The following is a 20,613-nucleotide window of genomic DNA, read 5'->3' on the forward strand; positions in this document are numbered from 1 at the left end:
GGCTTTTTGCATGGGCAGATGCAGCAGCCGCGGCCGCGCGCACTGGAAAACCCTGATTTCCCACCTAGATGGGGATCAGCATCATTTCACGGGGATCTTCAACATGCGCGCTTCCACCGCCTTTTCGCTCGCCGCTCTCGCCCTCACCGCCGGAACCGCAGGTCTGGTGGCCGCATCCCCGGCGATCGCAGCCGACGCGGCCAAGGTCGCGATCGGCAGCAAGGCGCCCTTGTTCACCACCACGGGCGCCAAGGCCGGCAAGGCCTACAAGCTCAACCTGGCGAGCGAGCTCAAAAAGGGCCCGGTCGTCCTCTATTTCTTCCCCAAGGCGTTCACCAGCGGCTGCACTGCAGAGGCGCATGAATTCGCGACGCGGATGGACGACTTCAAGAAGGCCGGTGCGACCGTGATCGGCCTGTCCGCAGACGGCATCGACGAGCTCAAGAAATTCTCGACCGAGGCATGCCAGAGCAAGTTCGCCGTGGCGCAGGCCACACCGCAGATGATCCAGGCCTATGGCGTGGGTCTCGCCGGACGTCCCAACATGACCGGACGCACCAGCATGGTCGTCGCCCCCAATGGCCGGGTGACCTTCGTCCACAACGACATGGACTATCGCGATCACGTCAAGCTGACGCTGGGCGCTGTGCAGTCGATGGCCAAGGCCAAAGCCAAGAAGGGCTGATGCCTTTTCCCGCGTGACCCGGTGATGGTCCCGCGCTAGCGTCCCGCCATGACCTGGCAGACCGAAATCGATGAGCTGAACCGGCGGCGCGCGCTCGCCGAGGATATGGGCGGCGCAGAGAAAGTCGCGCGCCAGCATTCGCGCGGCAAGATGGATGCGCGCGCGCGGATCGACGGGCTGCTCGACCCCGGCAGCTTCCGTGAGATCGGGAAGATCGCCGGGCGCGGCAGCTATGATGCCAATGGCGAGCTGACAGGTTTTGCCGCTTCCAACTTCATCTTCGGGCGCGGCGATATCGACGGCCGCGCGGTGGTCGCCAGCGCCGATGATTTCACCGTCCGCGGCGGCTCCGCCGATGCAGCGCTGCACCGCAAGTTCGTCCAGTGCGAGGCGATGGCACACGAATTGCGCCTGCCCCTGGTCCGCATGATCGATGGCACCGGCGGCGGCGGATCGGTCAAGACGCTCGAAACGATGGGTTATACCTATGTGCCGATGGTGCCCGGCTGGGACCACATCGTCACCAATCTGGAAACCGTGCCTGTCGTCGCGCTCGCGCTGGGCCCCACCGCGGGCCTGGGCGCTGCGCGAACGGTCGCCAGCCATTATTCGATCATGGTCAAGGGCCTGTCGCAGCTGTTCGCCGCGGGACCCGCGGTCGCCGCCGCGATCGGCGAGACGGTCGACAAGGAGCAGCTGGGCGGCACCGAGATCCATTGCCGCAACGGCGTGGTCGACGAGGAGGTGGAGAGCGAAGCTCAGGCCTTTGCCACCGCGCGGCGTTTTCTGTCCTACCTTCCGTCCTCGGTCGACACGCTTACCGCGCGCGCAGCTTGCAACGACCCTGTGGATCGCCGCGAACAGGCGCTGCTCTCCACCGTCCCGCGCAGCCCGGCGCAGGTCTATGCGATGCGCCGCGTGCTGACCCAGGTGTTCGATACCGGCAGCGTGTTCGAGATGGGCAGACGCTGGGGCCGCGCGGTAATTACCGCCTTTGCCCGGCTCGATGGCTGGCCGGTCGCGGTGCTGGCGAGCGATCCCAGCTTTCTGGGAGGATCGTGGGAGGCCAAGACCAGCGAAAAGGCCGAGCGTTTCGTCAGGCTTGCGGACCAGTTCCGGCTGCCGATCGTGCATCTGGTCGACAATCCCGGTTTCATGATCGGCGCCGATGCCGAGCGTGCGGGCACCATCCGCTACGGCGTCAACGCGATGAATGCGATCTATCGCGCCACGGTACCGCTGGCATCGGTGATCGTGCGCCGCGCTTATGGCATAGCGGGTTCGGCGATGTCGAACGCCGAGCGGTTCCAGTATCGCTTTGCCTGGCCCAGCGGGGATTGGGGCTCGCTGCCGATCGACGGCGGGGTTGAGGTTGCATACAAGTCGGAACTCGAGGTGAGCGATGATCCGGCGGCGCATCTCGAGGCGATCCGGGACCGGCTCAACAAGGTGCGCAGCCCGTTCCGCAGCGCGGAACATTTCGCGGTGGAGGACATCATCGATCCGCGCGACACCCGGCCCCTTCTCTGCGAGTTTGCGGAGCTTGCCTGGGCGAGGCTCAACGGTGCAAGGTTGTGAAACGGGGCGCAAAACATCGTTAAACCGGCGTCTGCCACGTTCGGCAATGATCGCTTAAATCCGCATCTGGCAATCTCTAGCTGAAATTTAGCCGGAAAGCGTGTCACCATGATCAACAACAGCTCAGACCCTGCCGGTTCGCCCGTCATGCGGACGGTCTACATACGCGCATCGACCCAGACCAGCGCGATCGTGCCGCCCGCGACCGATTCGGCAAGCAGCACGTCTCCAGATGACGGCGTGATCAGCATGGTCAGTCGCCCGTCGGCTTCAAGCCCCACGGGTGCGCGGCTGATGGCGATCGATGGCGGCGATCGTTCGGATGCGTCGATGGAGGTTTTCGCCTGGCAGACAGCGCAGACGATGCTGGCCGATCCGATGCAGGCGATGCGCAGCCAGCGAGCGCCCGGCGCGGAGAGTGTCAGTGGATTGCTGGGCAATCGGTTCGGCTGACGACTGGCGCAATCACACTGGTAAACATTGACCCCGGCCGCTCCGCTCAACATGGCGGAGCGGTCGGGTCGAGCATCAGCCCACGGTCGCGCCGCTGAGCGAGCCCAGGATGCCGAATACCTGCAGCAGCCAGATGATCACGCCGATCACGACCACGGCGTTCAGGATACTTTTGATCTTGCCATCCATCGGGATGTAATTGTTGATCAGCCACAGGCCGACGCCAACTGCTACGAGAACAAGAATAAGGCTGAGAATAGGCACGTTGACGTCTCCCTTGGTGACGAAATCTGCCGTAGTTGCGGGAGTAGATCAGGTGACCTGTCTCGCATCCGGCGCGTTTCGATTTGAACAACACCCTTACGCCGCAAACGACGAAGCGTTGCAGACGCGCGTCAAAAGAGAGTTGGCTCATCTGGTGAAGACCCCGCGCACAATGGCGCGAGTTGGTCAGCTGTTCTTGTCGGCGCGGCGTCTGCCGAAGCGCAGACCCCGTTCCAGCCGCGCGCGCAACTGGGTATAATACGCGTCCAGGAATGCGCGTTCGTCACCTGAAGGCGCGCTCCAGCCGATCTTGGCGCAGATGGTGGCGGCCACCGTTTCCATCGCATCGGGATTGGCGGTGCGCAGCACCTGTTCGAGCATCTGAAGCTCGTATTCGCCATAGACAGAAAGCTCGTCATCCCCGAAGCGATAGCGATCGGGCGGCAGGCTCGGTGCGTCCGCCGCCGCAGCGCCTGGCGTCACACCGTTGGTGACCACCGCGCCCAGCGTGGACCGCGGGGCTTCCACCACCCAGGTCCCCGCGATCAGATCACCGCAGCGCAGCCGGTCCTTGTTGAGCAGCGGGAAGACCAGGAAGATGCCAACCCAGATGATCCCCGACCACGCGGCAAATTCGCTCAGCGTCCCCTGCACCCCGCCCGATGTCATGAACATCAGCGGCAGGAACATCTCTATATCGCGCAGCAGGTTACGCGCGATCACCGCCTCCGCCGTCAGCCGCCCGCCGTCGCGCGAGGCCACGCGGATTCCGACCGCGCGCTTGCCCCAGGTCGCGGCCCGCTGGCCCAGCTCGAAGAAAAGGAAATACGCGTTGCGCGCCAGAAACAGCCCGATGATGAACAGCACCACCAGGAAATTGACGAACCCATCCGAGACGGCAGGCAGTCCGGCGGACGAATAGGCCCAGGCGAGCAACGCCAGCGTCAGCACAAAGCCCAGCACAAGACCGAAAAGCGCGGCCAGATCGATGAAAAGCGCCCCGATCCGCGCGCTGGCAGGGGCAACAGCGACCGCCAATGCGACGCCTTCGGGCGTTACCAGCGTGCGTTTCAGCTTCGGGTCGGTGCCGTGGCTGCGGCCAGGCTGCGCAGCGCGCGCCATCAGCTGCGCCTCGGACGGAAAGCGAAGAAATAGGCCAGCCACAGCGCCAGGATGCCATAGCCGATGGCATAACGGACTTCGGTCGCCTGGACGAGCTGCCGGGCAAAGCCTTCGAGCAGCCCGGCGCAGATGAGCATCACAATGACGCCGGTCATCACCTGCGCCGAGGTGCGCCCCGACTGGCTGAGCGCCGCCAGATGGCTGCGCTTTCCGGGAAAACCGAGCGCACGGCCGATATGCAGCCCGGCTGAGCCTGCCAGCAGGATCGCCAGCAGCTCGGTGGTGCCGTGGATCGACAACCAGCCGACGAACTCCACCGTCAGCCCGCGCGAGGCGAAAACCCACAGCATCGCCCCCAGCGTTGCGGTGTTGTAGATCAGCAGCAGCACCGTCGGCACGCCAAAGGCAAACCCCAATGCAAAGGCGAGGATCGCGACCTGGGCGTTGTTGTTGAACAGATAGGCAGCGAACACCGAAAGGCCCTCGCCGTCCTGCTTGCCGAACAGCGTGCCCGCCAGAGCCTCGCGCGAAGCACCGGGAACGCGCACGTCGCTGAACTGCGCTGGCACCAGCCTGTAAAACCATTGCGTGTCGGCATCGACCAGCATGAAACCCAGCACCGCCCCGATCACCATCGCTGCGAGCGCGACCACGATGTCGAACCCGATTGCGCGCACCGCGCGGCTGAGGGCGCCGCCAAAGAAGCTGCGGCACCAGCCGCCAAAGGTGGTGCGCGTGCCGTAGACGATAAAATAGGCGCGCAAGGTGAGCGATTCGAGGTAGGCGATGAGCCCGGCATCGAGCGAGCTTTCGCGCGCGATCGACAGGCTGGAGAGCAGGTTGCGATACAACACCGGCAGCGCCATCACGTCATCATCGGCGAGCCGCTTGAGCTTGCCCTTTTCCATCGCGGTGATCATGCCATCGAGCCGCACCCAGTCGGCCTCGCGCTCCAGCCGGAAGCGGTCGCTGCGCAGCACCGCAGCGGCAACCGCCTGCTCGCCGCCGGGATTGGTCACCTGCCCGTTCACAGCTGTCCCCGCCGCTTTATCTTGAGATAGGCGTTCATCAGCCGCGTGCCGATCTCGTCATGCCGCCCCTCGATCACCTCGATCCCCAGATGCCTGAGGCGTGTGATCACCATCCGACGCTGCGCGAGCAAGCCTGCCGCCGCGACGCTCTGTGCCACCTGCTCGCTGGTCTCGGGTGTCTGGTCGACAAGCGCGAGCAGTTCCTCGTCCTCCATCGCGACGAACAGCAGCAGGTGCCGGTCGATCAGCCGCCCCACCGATTCGAGCATCAGCTCGGCGCTGGTCGGGTCGGTGAAATCGGTGAAGACGACGATCAGCGAGCGGCGCTGCAATTGCGCGGCCAGCGTCGAGAGCGCAAGCGTGTAGTTGCTTTCCTCGAACCGGTAATCGATCTGCGCGGCTTCCGATTGCAGGCGAAAGAAGTTGCGGCTGCCCGACACGAACGGCGTGGTGCGCTCTGGCCGCGCGGCGAAGGAGAACAACCGCACCTGATCGCCCGCCTTCAAGGCGACATAGCTGGTCAGCAGCGCCGCAGAAACCGCGCGATCGATCCGCGGCAGGCCCGCAACCGGCTCGCACATATCGGAACCCGAATCGAGCGCGAAGACGATCTGGTTGTTGCGCTCGGTGTCATATTCGCGCGCCAGCAGCTTGGAGTGCCGCGCAGAGCTCTTCCAGTCGATCGCGCGACGGTCGAAGCCCGGCTGATATTCCACCAGCGCCTCGAATTCGCTACCCTCGCCGCGCATCTGCCGCGCGAGGATGCCGAAGATCGCTTCCTTGAGGAACACCTGCAGCGCCGGCGCACGCACCACGGCAATATCGGGCAGGATCGCGACGCTTTCGCCGCTCGCCTGGCTGGCCTGCCGCCAGCCAAGCCCCATCGGCCCTTGCCAGCGGATCCACAGCCGCTCGATCATCAGCGAACCGCGGCGCACCGGATGCAGCGCAATGCTGCCCGACAGGTCATCGGACGGGCCCGAGGCGGTCAGCCCGCCATCGCCGCGCCCGCTCGGCACCAGCCTGGTCTCCACCGCGATGCTGGCCTCCGCCCGGCGCACCGGCGTCCGGGCCGAAAGCTCGGCCTCCACCCCGATCACCACAGCCTGCCCCAGCTCGCTGCTCGCAGGGACCACCAGCCGGATTTCGCGCGCGCGGCCCGCGACCAGCGCATCGAGCGCGGCCAGCAGCAGCATGGCCGCTGACCAGGCCGGGCCCAGCGCCCAAAGACCCGGTGACACCGCCGCCAGCAGCACCGATATCGGCGCTCCGCCCGCAATCAGCAGCCCGGCGCGCAGACTGGGGTAGAACGCAATCAACGCGGCGCCTCGGTGCGCTCGACCAGCTCGGCGACGATCGCCTCGACCCGGCGGCCCTCGATCTCGGCGGCGGGCGACAGCAAGGTGCGGTGGCGCAGCACCGAGGCGGCAAGCTGCTTGACGTCATCGGGGATCACATAATCGCGGCCCTGCAGCGCTGCGCGCGCGCGCGCGGCATTGGCGAGCATGATCGCGGCGCGGGGCGATGCACCGCTTTCGAAATCCGCAGTCTCGCGCGTCGCGCGCACCAGCCGCACGATGTAGGCGACGACATCCTCGACCAGCCTCACCTCGCCCACCGCCGCGCGCGCCGCGACCAGCTCGTCGCCGCTGACCTGGGGCTGGATGGCGAACGCCGATGGCCGCTGTGCGCCGGTGCGCTTGCCGTATTCGGCGACGATCCGCGTTTCTTCCTCGGCGCTGGGATAGCCGACCAGCAGCTTGAACAGAAAGCGGTCGAGCTGCGCCTCGGGCAGCGGGTACACACCCTGCTGCTCGATCGGGTTCTGGGTCGCCACAACCATGAAATGCCGCGACAACGCGTGGCGGGTGCCGTCCAATGTGACGCTACGCTCCTGCATCGCCTCGAGCAGCGCGGCTTGCGTCTTGGGCGGGGTGCGGTTGATTTCATCGGCGAGCAGCAAATCGGTGAAAATCGCGCCGCGGGTCAGCGTGAACTCGCTGGTTTGGAAGTTGAACAGGTTGGAGCCGATGATGTCGCCCGGCATCAGGTCCGGCGTGAACTGGATGCGCCCGAAATCGAGCGACAGGCACGCGGCAAAGCATTGCGCCATGAAGGTCTTGGCGGTGCCCGGGGGCCCCTCCAGCAGCACATGGCCCGACGAGAACAACGCGATCAGCATGTGGTCGATGGTGTCGTCCTGGCCGATGATCGCCTTGGCCATCTCCGCCCGGATGCGCCCGCCCAGCGCGTTGATATCGGCAATGTTCATCCCAAACGTTCCTTTTTCCAGGCATGAAGAGCGCGCGCCGCCGCGACTATCGAGGGGCGGTCGCGCGCGGCGCGCATGGATGCGCTCAATGTTTCATAACTGCGGCCCTCGGCATCGGGGGATACCATCGCCAGGCGTTCATCGACCTGCTCATGCGGCATGCCCGCAGGCAGACCCAGCGAGCGCGCCGCGCGTTCCCGCACCAGATCGGCATAGGCAGGCGCGGTCAGGTGATCGCGCCCCAGCCGCCGGATCAGCCCGGCGCCGCCCTTGACCAGCGCGGTCTTGCCGAAGCCGAAGGGCTGCGCCTCGGCCAGCGCCGGGCCGAAACGACAGAATGCCATCCAGCCGAATGCGATCGCCGCCAGCGCCAGGCTCACCACCGCACCCACAAAAGGCGGACGGAAGGCGACCGAGAGCAGGTTTTCAGATGTGCCGAGGCCATTCTGGGTAAGATCGAACACCACGTCTCGTTCGTTCCTGGCTCCCGCCGCATCCAGTATCTGCAAAGCTTGCGCCGCAGTCTCGCGACTGGCGAGGCCCAGATTGTTCATCAGATCGGCGTCAGCAACAATCACCGTGCGGTACAACGGCCCCCCGAAACCGTTCATAGTCTGCGGTTCAGCTACGGTCTCAGGCGAACTTGGCAAGCTACCATCATCGATCACGGCGACGCGCGCCGCACCGGTTGCGGGGTCAGCCAGCACCGTGCGCAGACCTGAGCCGCTAATCGTAACCCTTGATTTGAGCGCTGCTTTCAGCACAGCTGCCTGTTCCGCAGGCTTCGCCAGGTCGATCGGTGGGAGCGAGGTGAACTCGCTGTCGAAGCCTTCCAGCCGCGTCCTCGCTTGCACAAGCTGCGACAGGACCTGCGGCGCCTGCAGTGCAACCGAGGGCGATTCCAGCCGCACCCAACCGGCCCTCAATCCCTGTTCGGGAGTCGCCTGCCATTTGGGCAGAATGATCAGAGTAGGCCCTAAGGTGCGGCGTTGGTTGACCATCGCTGCCAGCTCTTCGGGGTCGGCGCTGAGCTCTGGCGTCACGATCAGCAGGCCCTGCTGCTGCAGCGAATTCGGGCTGCGGCCATAGCTGACCTTGGTTCCGGTCTGTTCGAGCAGCCGCCCGAGCGCCGAATAGCCGATCGCACTCACCGAGGCGCCGTGCGCCGCACCGTTGTTGCCCGAACGCAATGCCCCGCCCGCCCCGATTGCGTAGAGCAGCGCAAGAAACGCGGCAAAACCGATCGCCACCATCAGCAGCACGGTGCCGCGTGCGAAGGGATTGGCGCTGCCGCCGCTTGCGTTGCCAGCTGCCATGTCAGCCCCCGTCCAGCGCAAACGCGCGATAGGCTTCGCGCGAGCTGTCCCACGCGCTGCGGTCGAGCGGACGGCGCGCAAAGAAGCTCGCCTCGACATGCCCGGCGATGATGCCGAATGCGCTGCTTGCGCGCGCCGAGAGCGCCTCGAACGCACCGATTTCGCGCGCGGTGGTCGATGGCCGCAGCAGTTCGGGGCGCTTGGCGGCGATGTCCTCGATCGAACGATACAGCAGAAGATGCGCGGCTTCGTCGAACCGGCCCTGCGCCGCGAGCGCATCGGCCTCTTCGAGCAACTGCCGCGCCACGGCCTGATCGGGTACCCAATCGGGGACCGCGGCTGCGCGCCGCTCGCGCCAGTCGGCAATGTATGGGGCAAGGATCACCCACGCCAGCGCCGCCACCCCGATCACCAGCGCGACCAGCAGCAGCTTGCTCAGCACCGGCCAGGCTGCAGCCAGCACGCGGACCACGGGCTCAAGCACTTCGCCCAGCCAGCGGGTCACATCGCCCCACCATTCGGGCGGCGGTTCGGGCGGTTTGGCGAAGCTGGCGGAAAACTGGATATCGCTGTCCCCGCGCACCTGATCATAGGCCGCGTCAAAGCCTTCTCGGCGGGGTGCGGAAAGATCGGGGCCGGTTGTCACACCCGGTTTGATCGCAGATGCCGCCCGGCGGAGCAAGGCGATTTGCAGCGCAGGGCGGTCGCCCGCCGCACGATCGCTGTGTCCCGCAGCACTGGACGTGATGCCCCTGAGTGTTAGGCTGCAGAAAAGAAGACTTTGAGGATTCGGGCGCGCGGGACCAGACAACGGGGAGAATTTCCATGGCCAGTCAACCGGCTGACTTCAGCATTTCCAACGTGTTTTCGAATACCTTCGGCGTCATCGCGCGCAATGCACCGCTGTTCCTGGGGTTGTCGCTGATCATCGTCGGCGTGCCCCAGCTGTTGATCGGCCTGGTGCTGGCACCTGAAACCGCCGATCCGCTGGCGCTGATGAGCTCGCCGGGCGCGATCTTTTCAAGCGTGATCGGCTATATCGTGTTCCTGTTCCTCTCGATCGTGCTGCAGGCCTCGCTGATCGTCGCCTCAGCCAATGATCTGGCGGGCAAGCCGGTGAACTTCGGCGAGTGCGTCAACCGCGCGATCGCCAAGCTGTTTCCGCTGATCGGGCTGGGCATCGTCGTCGCCATCGGGGTGTCGATCGGCTTCATGTTCCTCATCATCCCCGGGATCATCCTGTACCTGATGTGGATGATCGCGGTGCCGGTGATGATGGTCGAAAACCTGGGTGTGTTCGAAGCCCTCAGCCGCAGCTCGGCGCTGACCAAGGGGTCGCGCTGGAAGCTGCTGGGGCTGATCATCGTGTTCATTGTGTTCAGCATGATCATCGCCATCCCGATCGGCGTGATCTCGCTGATCAGCGAAAGCCTCTCGCTGGTCAGCAGCGCGCTGCTCAGCACCGTCAGTGCCGCCGTGGGCGCAGCGGGTATCGCAGCGGTGTATATTGAACTGCGCGGATCGAAAGAGGGCACCAGCAGCGACCAGCTCGCCAGCGTGTTCGCTTAAGATCCTGCCTTTTGCCTCGTCATTCCTGCGCAGGCGGGAATCCCGCTTCCTGGCCAGCGCGGCTCAGGAAAGCGGGACCCCCGCGTTCGCGGGGGTGACGATAACGCGAAACGTCACTTCTCGCTGCGCGCCAGCAATGCCACCAGTTCGTCTTTCCAGAACTTCGCCCAGGTGTGGGTGCCGTGGCCGCGCGTGTCGTCGGTCGCCTGGATCAGCAGATACTTGCCATCGGGCAGCCGCTTGCCGAAGCCTTCCGCCACGCCATAATCCCAGGGATTGATGAAATCATCCGAGGAGTTGATCCAGGTGACCGGCATGGTCATCTGCTCGACCGTCGCCGAAGGGTCGTAATTGCGCGAGGATTCGATCTGGTAGATCGTGTCATTGGCATCGATGCCCTTGATCGAGGCTTCGATCCGCTGCGTGATATAGGCATCCGCAGCATCCCGGGTGGGAAACGCCTTTTGCAGATAGAGCGGCGCGAAGCCTGCGACCTGCAACAGGCTGGCGGCGACGCGCAGCCCCATGATCGGCGGGCTGGCATAATTGCCGCCATTCCATGCCGGATCGGCCTTGATCCCCTCGATCGCGGCCTTGCGCCACATGCGGTTGTGCCCGGCGATCGGCATCGGCAGGCACGCCATCGGCATCATCGCCTGGATGAAGCCGGGATCGACCTGCCCCCAGGTGAAGCCGTGCATGCACCCCATCGAGGTGCCCATCACCAGCCGCAGCCGATCGACCTTGAGCCCTTCGACCAGCATCCGCCGCTGTGCCTTGACCATGTCGGTATAGTCATAGGCGGGGAAACCCATCTTCAGGCCATCGGACGGCTTTGACGATTTGCCATGGCCGATATTGTCGGGGAGGATGACGTAATACTTCGTGATGTCGAGCGGCTCGCCGGGTCCGAACAGCGCATTGGCGAACTGCGGCTGGAGGAACTGCAGCCCGGTGCCGCCGGTGCCGTGCAGCACCATCACCGCATTCGTCACCCGGCCCGAAGCGTCCCGCCTGGGCGTGCCCAATGTCGCATAATGCATCCGCAGCTCGGCCATCGTTTCGCCGCTGCCGAAGGTAAAATCCCTGAGGATGACATCGCCCTGCTGAATCTTCGCCGCATAATCGACCGCCACCTGTCCGGTGGTCGGTCCGGGCTGCGCCGCCAGAGGCACTGCCATCGCCGAGATCGCCAGTGCCACCACCAAAGCCTTCATTCGCATCGCAAACCCCTGTTTTTGCTGTCAGGCCTGCAGCATTGCAGCGAGCGCGCGTGCTGGCAATCGGGATGTTATCCTGCGGCGCGAACCCGGTTGCGGCCGCCGCGCTTGGCGGCGTACATCGCAGCATCAGCCTGCGCCAGTGCCTGTTCGAGCGAGTCTCCCGCCTCCAGCGGCGCGACCCCGATCGAGATCGACAGGACGACCGGCGTTCCATCTGCGGTGGCGACCTCGAGGCCGGCGATGGCCGAGCGTGCCCGCTCGGCGATGACGATACCCAGTTCCTCGGGCATGGCCGCCAGCAGGACGGCGAACTCCTCGCCCCCGACGCGGCCGAGCAGATCGTTCGGGCGCAGCGCGGCCTGCAGTGTCCTGGCCACGAGGCGCAGCGCATGATCGCCTGCGGCATGGCCGTGCAGATCGTTGATCGCCTTGAAATGGTCGATATCCGCCAGCAGAACGCAGGCGGGCGCATCGTCGGCATAGTCGGACGCCTGGCGATAGAATGCCGCGCGGTTGAGCGTGCCGGTGAGATGGTCGATATCGGCCTGCGCGCGCAGCACCGCCTGGGTTGCCATCAACTGCTGGTTCAACCTGCGGTTCACTTCTGCCTGGCTGGCCAGGATATAGGTGACGGGGCCGGAGATGATCGCCGGGCACACGGCGGCAAAGGCCCAGAACGGCCAGGGGATATGTTCACCGGTCAATATCGCCATTGCCAGCATGGACACCAAAGTGACGCCCACACTGAACCCCATAGCGATCAGGACTTTGTGCCACTGGGTCATGTAACGCCGCGTAAAGCATAAGCGTTAACGCCGCCCAAATATCGGGCGGAAAACGCGGTGCGTCAGCGGCGGGCGCCACCGCGCAGGCGTTTGGAGCGGTACATCTGGCTGTCCGCGCGCGCCAGAACCTTGTCGGCGCGGTCATCGGCATGGATGAAGGCATGGCCAAAGGTCGCCGAAAGACAGGGTTTGCCGCCTGAAAACTGCGGTCGGCACGCCTCGATTCCCGCGGTCAGTTCGGCGATCTTCTGCTCGACATCATCGTCGCCGATGGTGCCGAGCAGCAGCGCGAATTCATCGCCACCGATCCGCGCGACGACATCTGTGGAGCGGACATTGGCCACCAGAACGTCCGCGACAGTGCGCAGCGCCTCGTCGCCCCCGGCATGGCCATAGGTATCGTTGATCGCCTTGAGGTCGTCGACATCGATGAACAAAAGGGCAGAACGACTGCCATAACGCTGGCAGTGCGCGATCGCCAGCGCCACCGCCTGTTCGAAGTGCCGACGGTTGTACAAAGGGGTCAGCGTGTCGCGGCAGATTTCGTCCTCGAGCACGCGCACCCGCGCGCTGAGCCTGGCGTTCTGCTGCTTGAGATCGGCGCAGAGCAGCGCAAGCTGTTCATGGCTCATCGCCATATCAGCCTGGGGTGCAAAGGCACCCTCGTCGCCCTGAACGTCGTTCATTCTCATCTGATTTTACCTGGAAGCCCCCGGATGCGATCCTCACGCACGACATAGCAACTATGACGCAGCGCAGCATGATGAAAATTGAGGAAACCATGTATAATCTGTGCACAAGCGGGACAGGATGGACCGCTCGACTGGCCTGCCCAATTTCCTTTTCATGGCGATTGCGGGTGCGGGTCTTTGGCTTTAAGACCCTGATCGAACCAGCAAACCTGCGGAGAGAAATGCGTGGCCGAGCCATCCCACAAGCCCGACCCGGTGCCGGTTGCGCCCCCGGTCGCCATTGTCATGGGCAGCCAGTCCGACTGGGAAACCATGGCAGGGGCAGCGGCAGTTCTGGACGAGCTCGGCGTCGCGCATGATTGCCGCATCGTCTCGGCCCACCGCACCCCCGAAAGGCTGGTGGAATTCGCCAGAGGCGCTGTCGATTCAGGCTTCAAGGTGATCATCGCGGGCGCCGGCGGCGCGGCGCATCTGCCCGGCATGGTGGCCAGCATGACCCGGCTGCCGGTGCTGGGAGTGCCTGTCTCCAGCAAGGCATTGAGCGGGCTCGACAGCCTGTTGTCGATTGTCCAGATGCCCGGCGGCATTCCCGTCGGCACGCTGGCGATCGGGCCTGCCGGGGCCAAGAATGCAGGGCTGCTGGCCGCATCGATCCTGGCGACAAGCGACGCAGCGCTGGCCGAGCGGCTCGATGCCTGGCGCAGCGCGCAGACCGAATCGGTGGGTGAACGCCCGGTATGAGCAGCGTCATACCTCCGGGCAGCACTATCGGCATCATGGGCGGCGGGCAGCTGGGCCGGATGCTCAGCATGGCGGCGGCGCAGCTTGGCTATCGCTGCCACATCTTCGCGCCTGAAGAGACCAGCCCGGGCGCGGAGGTTTCCGCCGCCAGCAGCTGCGCGGACTATTCCGACGATGCTGCGCTATCGGCCTTTGCCGCGGCATGCGATGTCGTGACCTATGAGTTCGAGAATGTGCCGGTCGCGCCGCTCGCCGCGATCGCAGGCACGGTGCCGCTTCGCCCCAGCCCAAGGGCTCTGGAAATCGCGCAGAGCCGCATCGACGAGAAGCGCTTCGTCACCGATCTGGGCGGTCGCGCCGCGCCTTACGGGTTTGCCGAGACCGCCGAGGATGTCGCAGCCGCAATAGCCATCGCCGGGACGCCCGCGATCATCAAGTCCAACCGCATGGGCTATGACGGCAAGGGCCAGGCGCGCGTCATGCCCGGCGACGATCCGGTCGCGCGCTGGCATCAGGCCGGCGGCGTCCCCGCGATCATCGAAGGGTTCGTCGATTTCGATGCGGAGTTCTCCGTGATCCTCGCGCGCGGGCTTGATGGCGATATCCGCTTCTGGGACAGCGCCGAGAACGCGCATGTCGCAGGGATCCTCGATCGATCGAGCATCCCTGCCAGCGCCGCGATCACCGCGCAGGTGCCTGCGGCGCGCGCGCTCGCCGCCAAGGTGGCACAAGCGCTCGACTATGTCGGCGTGCTCACGCTGGAGTTCTTTGCGACCGGCGACGGACCGGTGTTCAACGAGATGGCGCCGCGCGTCCACAACAGCGGCCACTGGACGATCGAAGGCGCTTTCACCAGCCAGTTCGAGAACCACATCCGTGCGATCTGCGGGCTGCCACTGGGCGAAACCGCGCTCGCGTGCCACAGCGCCGAGATGCACAATCTGATCGGCGAGGACGCAAGCCGCTGGCCCGATCTGCTCGCCGATCCCGCCAACCATCTCCATCTCTACGGCAAGCACCGCGCGGCACCCGGTCGGAAGATGGGGCACGTCACACGCATTTCGCTTGAGCCCAGGGCAAGGCAACCATGAACCATCCCGATATCTTTCTGGTGCTGGCGCGCGCGCGCAACGGCGTCATCGGCGCCAATGGCACATTGCCCTGGCATCTGCCGATGGACCTGCGCCACTTCAAGGCGCTGACCCAGAACAGGCCGATGATCATGGGCCGCAAGACCTTTGACAGCCTCCCCGGGCTGCTTCCCGGACGCCGCCACATCGTGCTGACCCGCAGCCGCGACTGGAGCGACGAGGGCGCAGAGGTCGTGCACAGCGTCGACGAAGCGATCGCCGCCGCCAACGCGCCGCATGTCGCGGTGATCGGCGGGGCGGAGATCTTCGCGCTGTTCCTGCCGCGCGCCGACCGCGTCGAACTGACCGAAGTGCATGCAGAACCCGCAGGCGATACCGTGATGCCGCCGTTCGATCCGGGCGTATGGCAGGAAACCGCCAGAACCGACCACGCTGTCGATCCCGACCATCGCGAGCGCCCCGCGTTCAGCTTCGTGACGCTGGTCCGCAAGTGACCCACCGGTGATCCGCAAGGTCCTGTTCGGGCTGCTCCTGCTGCTGGCAGCCGGGCTGATCTACGTGGTCACCGTGCTGCCGGGCCAGTTCGAGGCGCAGACCAATGTCGTGACCGACGAGCCGTTGCCCGCGGTCCGCGCCGATGCGGCCAGGCTGCACGCGACGCTGCAGATTGCCGACCTGCACGGCGACACCCTGCTGTGGAAGCGCGACCTGCTCGACAAGGCCGCGCGCGGCCATATCGACCTGCCCCGGCTCGAGGCGGGCAATGTCGCGCTGCAGATCTTCTCGTCGGTGTCCAAGACCCCGCGCGGCCAGAATTACGACAGCAACTCCGCCGATACCGACAACATCACCCTGCTCGCCATCGCGCAATTGCAGCCGGTGCGTACCTGGTTTTCGGTGCACGAACGCTCGATGTGGCACGGCCAGAGGCTTGAGGCGGCCGCCAAAGCCTCCGATGGCCGGCTGATGCTGGTGCGCCGCGCGGCCGATATCGACCGGCTGCTCGCGGCGCGCGCTGCAGGCAAGCCGGTCACCGGCGCGCTCTATTCGGTCGAGGGGTTGCAGAACCTTGAGGGCAAAGCGGAAAACCTCGACCGGCTCTATGGCGTCGGCATGCGGATGGCAGGGCTGGTGCATTTCTTCGACAATGAGTTGGGCGGATCGATGCACGGGCAGGCCAAGGGCGGGCTCACCCCGTTCGGTCGCAAGATGATCCGCGCGATGGAGGCCAGGGGCATCATCGTCGATATCGCGCATTCGAGCCACAAGTCGGTCGCCGAGATCCTCGCCATGGCGCGGCGCCCGGTCGTCTCGAGCCACGGCGGAGTGCAGGCGGTGTGCGGGGTCAACCGCAACCTTTCCGACACCGAAATCCGCGGCGTGGCCGCCACTGGCGGCATCATCGGCATCGGCTATTGGGACGGGGCCTTGTGCTCGACCGATCCGGTCAAGATCGCGCAGTCGATCAAGCATGTCCGCGACCTCGTCGGCATCGGGCACGTTGCGCTGGGCAGCGATTTCGATGGCGCGGTGACCACCAGTTTCGATGCCAGCCAGATCGTTCAGGTGACGCAGGCGCTGATCGATATCGGCTTCACCGAGGCGGAGATTCGCGCCGTGATGGGCGGCAATGCACTCAGGATCATCAAACAGGGCATTGAACCCCTGCCCGGCAAGGCCCTATAGGGCAGCGCCATGATCAGGGTAGAAGGTGGCGATCAGCTGCCAGAACGCTTGCGCGGGGGCATCATCGCGCTGGGGAATTTCGACGGCTTTCACGCCGGGCATCAGGCCGTGGTCGGCCGGGCGATCGCCTGGGCGAAGGCGGAAAGCCGCCCGGCGATCGTCGCCACCTTCGATCCGCACCCCGTGCGTTATTTCAAGCCCGATGTCGCCCCCTTCCGCCTGACCAGCCTAGACCAGCGCCAGCAATTGTTCGCTGAGGCCGGGGCCGATGCGATGCTGGTGTTCGCCTTTGACGAAACGCTCGCCAACACCACCGCGGGCAATTTCGTCGGCGATCTGCTGGTCACCCGTTTCGGCGCGAAGGGCGTGGTCACCGGCGAGGACTTCACCTTCGGCAAGGGCCGCGGCGGCAATATCGAGGTGCTGCGCGATCTGGGCGCATTGCTCGGCCTGCGCAGCGAGGCTGTCGGCCCGGTGTCCACTGAAGACGCGGTGATCTCCTCCAGCCGCATCCGCCAGTGCCTTGTCGAAGGCAAGCCCGACGAGGCCGAGCGGCTGATGACCCGGCCGTTCGCGGTGCAGGGCGTGGTCCAGCATGGCGACAAGAACGGACGGCTGCTGGGCTATCCCACCGCGAACGTCGACATGGGCAGCTATCTGCGTCCGATGTACGGGGTGTATGCGGTCACCGGCCACCTTGCCGATGGTCGGGTACTCAAAGGCGCCGCGAACCTTGGCATCCGTCCGCAGTTCGATCCGCCCAAGGAACTGCTCGAGCCGCATTTCTTCGATTTCGACGAAGACCTGTATGGCCAGACGATCGAGGTCGCCTTGCGCCACTTCATCCGGCCCGAGGCGAAGTTTGCCTCGATGGAGGAACTGACCGCGCAGATCGAGGCGGACTGCGTGCGCGCGCGGGAATTGCTTGCCTGAAAGCCCCGCGCGCCTTAAGCGCCAGCGTCTATGACTGACCAGACTGCAAGCCCCGCCGCGGACTATAAAGACACCGTCTTTCTGCCACAGACCGACTTCCCGATGAAGGCTGGCCTCGCCCAGAAGGAACCGGCGATTCTGGCGCGCTGGCAGGAGGCGGACCTCTACCGCCAGCTGCGCGATGCCCGCAAGGGTCGCGAAAAGTTCATCCTGCACGATGGCCCGCCCTACGCAAATGGCGACATGCACATCGGCCATGCGCTCAACCATATCCTGAAAGACATGGTCTGCCGCACCCAGTCGCTGCTGGGCAAAGACGCGCCGTACGTTCCCGGCTGGGACTGCCACGGCCTGCCGATCGAGTGGAAGATCGAGGAGCAGTATCGCAAGAAAAAGTTCAACAAGGACGAGGTTGACCCGGTCGCCTTCCGCGCCGAGTGCCGCGCCTATGCGCAGCAATGGGTGAACACGCAGCGCGAGCAGTTGAAGCGCCTGGGCATCAACGGCGATTGGGACAATCCGTACCTGACGATGGACTTCGCTGCGGAAGCGACCATCGTGCAGGAACTGATGAAGTTTGCCGAAACCGGCCAGCTCTATCGCGGTGCCAAGCCGGTGATGTGGTCACCGGTCGAAAAGACCGCGCTCGCCGAGGCCGAGGTTGAGTACGCGGATGTGACGAGCACGCAGATCGATGTGGCGTTCGAGATCGTCGATGCGCCGAATGCGCCCGAACTGGTCGGTGCCTATGCGGTGATCTGGACGACGACGCCTTGGACGATCCCGGTGAACCAGGCGCTCGCTTATGGGCCTGAGGTTGAGTACGCGCTTTTTGAGATCACGACACACGTCGACGCGCCATGGAATGGAAAGAGAGTAGTTGTTGCGAAGAAGCTGTATCCGGAATTCCGTGCCAGGGTTGAACGGCAGCTTCGTGCGCTGCCGTCCGCTGCTGAGTGGTCGAGCGAGAACCCTATCGTAGAATTTGACGACTTTCTGTATGATGCCGCTGAATTCGATGGCGGCTTTTACAATTTGCAAGGTTCGCAGCTCGAACGCGCCACCGCCCGCCACCCGATGCACGCACTCGGCGGGTTCTTTGCCAAGCCCCGCCCCTTCCTGCCCGGCGATTTCGTCACCACCGATGCGGGGACCGGACTCGTCCATATGTCGCCCGACCATGGCGAGGACGATTTCGACCTGTGCAAGGCGCATGGTATCGAACCCGTGTTCGCGGTCGAGGGCGACGGGCGCTATCGCGATGACTGGGCGTGGCTCGGCGGCGCGGATGAGCGGCGGATGTCGGTGATCAACCCCAAGTTCAACGCACCCGACGGCCCGATCTGCGAAGACCTGCGCGCGGCAGGAGCCTTGCTCTCCGCCGCAGCATTCCAGCACAGCTACCCACACTCGTGGCGCTCCAAGGCGCGGGTGATCTATCGCTGCACGCCGCAATGGTTCATCCCGATGGATCAACCCATAGAGCCCCTCCCCTTCAGGGGAGGGGTTGGGGTGGGGAATGAAAATTCCATCGCTAATGACTCCCCCACCCCCAACCCCTCCCCTGAAGGGGAGGGGCTTAAGACACTCCGTGAAACCGCGATGCAGGCGATCACCGACACCCGCTGGGTCCCCGCCAAGGGCGAGAACCGTATCCGCTCGATGGTCGAGGGTCGCCCCGACTGGGTGATCAGCCGCCAGCGCGCCTGGGGTGTGCCGATCACGCTGTTCGTCAATCGCAAGACCGGCCAGTATCTGAAAGACCCTGCGGTTAATGCGCGCATTGTCGCGGCGATGCGCGAGGCCGGTGTCGATGCGTGGAACGACGCGGCGGCCCCTGCCCTGCTCGGTCCCGATTACGACATCGCCGATTACGAGCGCGTCACCGACATTCTCGACGTCTGGTTCGACAGCGGCTGCACGCATGCCTTCGTGCTCGAAAGCGGCAAATGGCCCGATCTGACCCGGCCCGAAGGCCATGTCGGCCCCTGGGCGGACCTGTATCTCGAAGGATCGGACCAGCATCGCGGCTGGTTCCAGTCCTCGCTGATGGAAAGCTGCGGCACGCGCGGCCATGCGCCGTACAAGGCGGTGCTGACGCACGGCTTCACCATGGACGCCAAGGGCATGAAGATGTCCAAGTCGCTGGGTAACACCATCGATCCGCTGACGCTGATCAAGGATTCGGGCGCGGACATCCTGCGGCTGTGGGCGCTGTCGGTCGATTTCACCGAGGACCACCGCATCGGCAAGGAAATCCTCGCGGGGGTCTCGGACCAGTACCGCAAACTGCGCAACACCTTCCGCTACCTGCTTGGCGCGCTTGCCGGGTTTGACGATAAGGCCGAGGGCGTGGCGGTCGAGGCCATGCCCGAGCTCGAACGCTATGTGCTGCATCTGCTTGCCGAGCTTGATGCGAAGCTGCGCCAGGCTGTCGAGGACTTCGACTACAACACCTATGTCCGGACGCTGGCAGATTTCGCCAACAACGATCTGTCGGCGTTCTTCTTCGATATCCGCAAGGACTGCCTGTATTGCGACATCGGCCCCGCGCACCCGCACGGCACCGACAAGCGCCGCGCGTATCGGACGGTGCTCAACGTGCTGTTCGAGGCTTTGGTCCGCTATGCCGCGCCGGTGCTGGTGTTCACCGCCGAAGAGGTGTGGACGACGCGCTATCCCGATGCGGGCAGCGTGCATCTGCTGGAATGGCCTGTGCTGCCAACCCTCCCAGAGGACGGCGAACTCGTCATGCGTTGGGATCGCTTGCGCGATCTGCGTTTGAGCGTTTCCGCAGCGATCGAGCCATTCCGCAGGGACAAGATCATTCGATCAAGCCTCGAGGCCGAAGTGGCGATCAAGCTGAAGGACCCGTTTGCTGCTGCTTCAGCGTCTTCATTGGGCAAGGAAGAGTTCGAAGAACTGCTGATCGTCTCTTCTGCGCAGGTGACTGGCTTTGCAGATGACTCCGTCGCCGAAACCAAGGTTATCGAAGTCACCCGCACCACCAACCACAAATGCGGCCGCTGCTGGCGTCATCTTCCCGAGCTGACCGAGGACGGCAATCTGTGCGACCGTTGCACGGAGATGCTGGCGTGAGCTGGAATATGCCGACCTCCCCTCCCCGTCACCCTGAACTTGTTTCAGGGCCCATTTCTCCCCACGCGGCTTC

20 protein-coding genes are annotated in these 20,613 nt (G+C 64.8%); 10 read left to right on the forward strand and 10 right to left on the reverse strand.

Features of this window, described 5'->3' with window-relative positions:
* Nucleotides 1-103: 103 nt before the first annotated feature.
* The 3 genes from B5J99_RS16220 (at nucleotide 104) to B5J99_RS16230 (ending at nucleotide 2,716) form a co-directional block, all read left to right on the forward strand.
* Nucleotides 104-685 carry a peroxiredoxin gene (locus B5J99_RS16220; protein ID WP_117353566.1) on the forward strand — a complete coding sequence of 194 codons (582 nt, stop codon included), beginning with the start codon at nucleotides 104-106 and terminating at the stop codon, nucleotides 683-685.
* A gap of 48 nt (nucleotides 686-733) precedes the next feature.
* On the forward strand, nucleotides 734-2,263 hold the full coding sequence (locus B5J99_RS16225; RefSeq protein WP_117352994.1) for an acyl-CoA carboxylase subunit beta: 1,530 nt from the start codon (nucleotides 734-736) through the stop codon (nucleotides 2,261-2,263).
* A gap of 108 nt (nucleotides 2,264-2,371) precedes the next feature.
* On the forward strand, nucleotides 2,372-2,716 hold the full coding sequence (locus B5J99_RS16230; protein ID WP_117352995.1) for a hypothetical protein: 345 nt from the start codon (nucleotides 2,372-2,374) through the stop codon (nucleotides 2,714-2,716).
* A 75-nt stretch (nucleotides 2,717-2,791) separates the two neighbouring features.
* Here B5J99_RS16230 and B5J99_RS16235 read toward each other — a convergent pair whose 3' ends face one another.
* The 7 genes from B5J99_RS16235 to B5J99_RS16265 form a co-directional block, all read right to left on the reverse strand.
* Nucleotides 2,792-2,980 carry a Thivi_2564 family membrane protein gene (locus B5J99_RS16235; protein WP_054134542.1) on the reverse strand — a complete coding sequence of 63 codons (189 nt, stop codon included), beginning with the start codon at nucleotides 2,978-2,980 and terminating at the stop codon, nucleotides 2,792-2,794.
* A 186-nt stretch (nucleotides 2,981-3,166) separates the two neighbouring features.
* Nucleotides 3,167-4,102 carry an RDD family protein gene (locus B5J99_RS16240; protein ID WP_054134543.1) on the reverse strand — a complete coding sequence of 312 codons (936 nt, stop codon included), beginning with the start codon at nucleotides 4,100-4,102 and terminating at the stop codon, nucleotides 3,167-3,169.
* Nucleotides 4,102-5,133 (reverse strand): stage II sporulation protein M, encoded by a 1,032-nt coding sequence (locus tag B5J99_RS16245; protein WP_211337838.1) that lies wholly within the window; start codon nucleotides 5,131-5,133, stop codon nucleotides 4,102-4,104. The genes B5J99_RS16240 and B5J99_RS16245 overlap by 1 nt, the downstream gene beginning before the upstream one ends.
* A complete protein-coding gene (locus tag B5J99_RS16250) occupies nucleotides 5,130-6,452 on the reverse strand; it encodes a DUF58 domain-containing protein (RefSeq protein ID WP_117352996.1) in 1,323 nt (440 codons plus the stop codon). The genes B5J99_RS16245 and B5J99_RS16250 overlap by 4 nt, the downstream gene beginning before the upstream one ends.
* A complete protein-coding gene (locus B5J99_RS16255) occupies nucleotides 6,449-7,405 on the reverse strand; it encodes an AAA family ATPase (RefSeq protein WP_117352997.1) in 957 nt (318 codons plus the stop codon). The genes B5J99_RS16250 and B5J99_RS16255 overlap by 4 nt, the downstream gene beginning before the upstream one ends.
* Entirely contained in the window at nucleotides 7,402-8,721 is a 1,320-nt protein-coding gene (locus B5J99_RS16260) for a DUF4350 domain-containing protein (RefSeq protein WP_117352998.1), read from the reverse strand. The genes B5J99_RS16255 and B5J99_RS16260 overlap by 4 nt, the downstream gene beginning before the upstream one ends.
* 1 nt (nucleotide 8,722) lies before the next feature.
* On the reverse strand, nucleotides 8,723-9,367 hold the full coding sequence (locus B5J99_RS16265) for a hypothetical protein (RefSeq protein WP_117352999.1): 645 nt from the start codon (nucleotides 9,365-9,367) through the stop codon (nucleotides 8,723-8,725).
* A gap of 179 nt (nucleotides 9,368-9,546) precedes the next feature.
* Between B5J99_RS16265 and B5J99_RS16270 the strand changes: the two genes are divergently transcribed.
* Nucleotides 9,547-10,290, forward strand: coding sequence for a hypothetical protein (locus tag B5J99_RS16270; RefSeq protein WP_117353000.1), 744 nt, complete (start codon nucleotides 9,547-9,549; stop codon nucleotides 10,288-10,290).
* A gap of 113 nt (nucleotides 10,291-10,403) precedes the next feature.
* Here the strand turns inward: B5J99_RS16270 and B5J99_RS16275 are convergent, their stop codons facing one another.
* The 3 genes from B5J99_RS16275 to B5J99_RS16285 all read right to left on the reverse strand — a co-directional run bounded on the left by B5J99_RS16275 (nucleotide 10,404) and on the right by B5J99_RS16285 (nucleotide 12,984).
* The gene (locus B5J99_RS16275) at nucleotides 10,404-11,513 is read right to left on the reverse strand and encodes an alpha/beta fold hydrolase (RefSeq protein ID WP_117353001.1); all 1,110 of its coding nucleotides are present in this window, start codon (nucleotides 11,511-11,513) and stop codon (nucleotides 10,404-10,406) included.
* A gap of 68 nt (nucleotides 11,514-11,581) precedes the next feature.
* Nucleotides 11,582-12,298: a GGDEF domain-containing protein gene (locus tag B5J99_RS16280; protein WP_117353002.1), complete on the reverse strand. Its 717-nt coding sequence runs from the start codon at nucleotides 12,296-12,298 to the stop codon at nucleotides 11,582-11,584.
* A 62-nt stretch (nucleotides 12,299-12,360) separates the two neighbouring features.
* A complete protein-coding gene (locus tag B5J99_RS16285) occupies nucleotides 12,361-12,984 on the reverse strand; it encodes a GGDEF domain-containing protein (protein ID WP_162892634.1) in 624 nt (207 codons plus the stop codon).
* Nucleotides 12,985-13,275: 291 nt separating this feature from the next.
* On the opposite strand from B5J99_RS16285, the gene purE reads away from it, so the two are divergent.
* Genes purE through ileS form a run of 6 tightly spaced genes read left to right on the forward strand, consistent with a single transcriptional unit; the run spans nucleotide 13,276 to nucleotide 20,540 of the window.
* Nucleotides 13,276-13,731: a 5-(carboxyamino)imidazole ribonucleotide mutase gene (gene purE / locus B5J99_RS16290; protein ID WP_054134552.1), complete on the forward strand. Its 456-nt coding sequence runs from the start codon at nucleotides 13,276-13,278 to the stop codon at nucleotides 13,729-13,731.
* On the forward strand, nucleotides 13,728-14,822 hold the full coding sequence (locus B5J99_RS16295; protein WP_117353005.1) for a 5-(carboxyamino)imidazole ribonucleotide synthase: 1,095 nt from the start codon (nucleotides 13,728-13,730) through the stop codon (nucleotides 14,820-14,822). Before purE ends, B5J99_RS16295 begins: the two co-directional genes overlap by 4 nt.
* A complete protein-coding gene (locus tag B5J99_RS16300) occupies nucleotides 14,819-15,316 on the forward strand; it encodes a dihydrofolate reductase (RefSeq protein WP_054134554.1) in 498 nt (165 codons plus the stop codon). Before B5J99_RS16295 ends, B5J99_RS16300 begins: the two co-directional genes overlap by 4 nt.
* 10 nt (nucleotides 15,317-15,326) lie before the next feature.
* Nucleotides 15,327-16,508 (forward strand): dipeptidase, encoded by a 1,182-nt coding sequence (locus tag B5J99_RS16305; protein ID WP_425456494.1) that lies wholly within the window; start codon nucleotides 15,327-15,329, stop codon nucleotides 16,506-16,508.
* Between the two features lie 9 nt (nucleotides 16,509-16,517).
* On the forward strand, nucleotides 16,518-17,441 hold the full coding sequence (locus B5J99_RS16310; RefSeq protein ID WP_117353007.1) for a bifunctional riboflavin kinase/FAD synthetase: 924 nt from the start codon (nucleotides 16,518-16,520) through the stop codon (nucleotides 17,439-17,441).
* Nucleotides 17,442-17,471: 30 nt separating this feature from the next.
* Nucleotides 17,472-20,540 (forward strand): isoleucine--tRNA ligase, encoded by a 3,069-nt coding sequence (ileS, locus tag B5J99_RS16315; RefSeq protein ID WP_117353008.1) that lies wholly within the window; start codon nucleotides 17,472-17,474, stop codon nucleotides 20,538-20,540.
* Nucleotides 20,541-20,613: the final 73 nt, after the last annotated feature.

Origin of the sequence: Blastomonas fulva (assembly GCF_003431825.1) — a bacterium.
Classification (GTDB): Bacteria; Pseudomonadota; Alphaproteobacteria; order Sphingomonadales; family Sphingomonadaceae; genus Blastomonas; species Blastomonas fulva.